The organism is Campylobacter sp. BCW_6889 (genome assembly GCF_001762535.1).
Lineage (GTDB): Bacteria > Campylobacterota > Campylobacteria > Campylobacterales > Campylobacteraceae > Campylobacter_D > Campylobacter_D jejuni.
In genome coordinates this window covers 1-688 of the sequence record NZ_MJWZ01000033.1, presented here as the reverse complement: position 1 = coordinate 688, position 688 = coordinate 1, and the positions used below count along the sequence as shown (strand labels likewise).

Below are 688 nucleotides of genomic sequence, written 5' to 3'. Positions count from 1 at the left end.
TAACCACAAGTCCATTAGAGTCTATAGTTACTTCAACTCCACCTGCTTTAATGATAACACAATCAGGTTTTGCATTAATAATTGTTTCTCCTACCTGTATAGTCGCTTCGCTATCGGCTTTTAACTCATGAATAGTTTTTGCGTAAGTTGTGATATTATCAGCTACCATGCTTGTATTTTTATCACTTTCAAATCCTATGGATTCATTACTTGTAAAAAGAATATTGTCTTTGCTTTTATAATCCATCTCTTTCTCGCTTAACACTTGCATTTTATCACTGATATTAATATCATAATGCCCCTCAACCACCTCCTTTTTATTTCCCTTCACATTCCTTATCTCATCCTTATGGATAATAGTATTTTGATTAGCACCTATTTCTATGTCTTTGTTTTCTCCTACATATTCATGAGAGTTTTTAGCCACTCTTACTTTATTATCTACCCCTACATTTAAGGTATTGCTTAATCCTACTATGGTATCTTTAGATAAGCCTACATTAGTTAAGTATTCTCCTCCTACATTGACATTTTTAGCTAAGTCTATGGTTTGAGTATGAACCTTTTTAATCCTTTCATTATAAATTCCATCCACTATAGAATCTTTATCATTTAAGATTCTTTGAGTGAAATTATGCTGGACTAATTCATCATAATCCTTTTGGGCTTTTAAATAAATTTGTTCTTT

General features: G+C 31.4%; 1 protein-coding gene. It reads right to left on the bottom strand.

Annotation, left to right across the window (positions count from 1 at the left end; all coding sequences use genetic code 11):
• A partial coding sequence (locus AJ939_RS03660) for a bacteriophage T4 gp5 trimerisation domain-containing protein (RefSeq protein ID WP_070276088.1) occupies window positions 1–688 on the bottom strand: 688 nt, incomplete at both ends.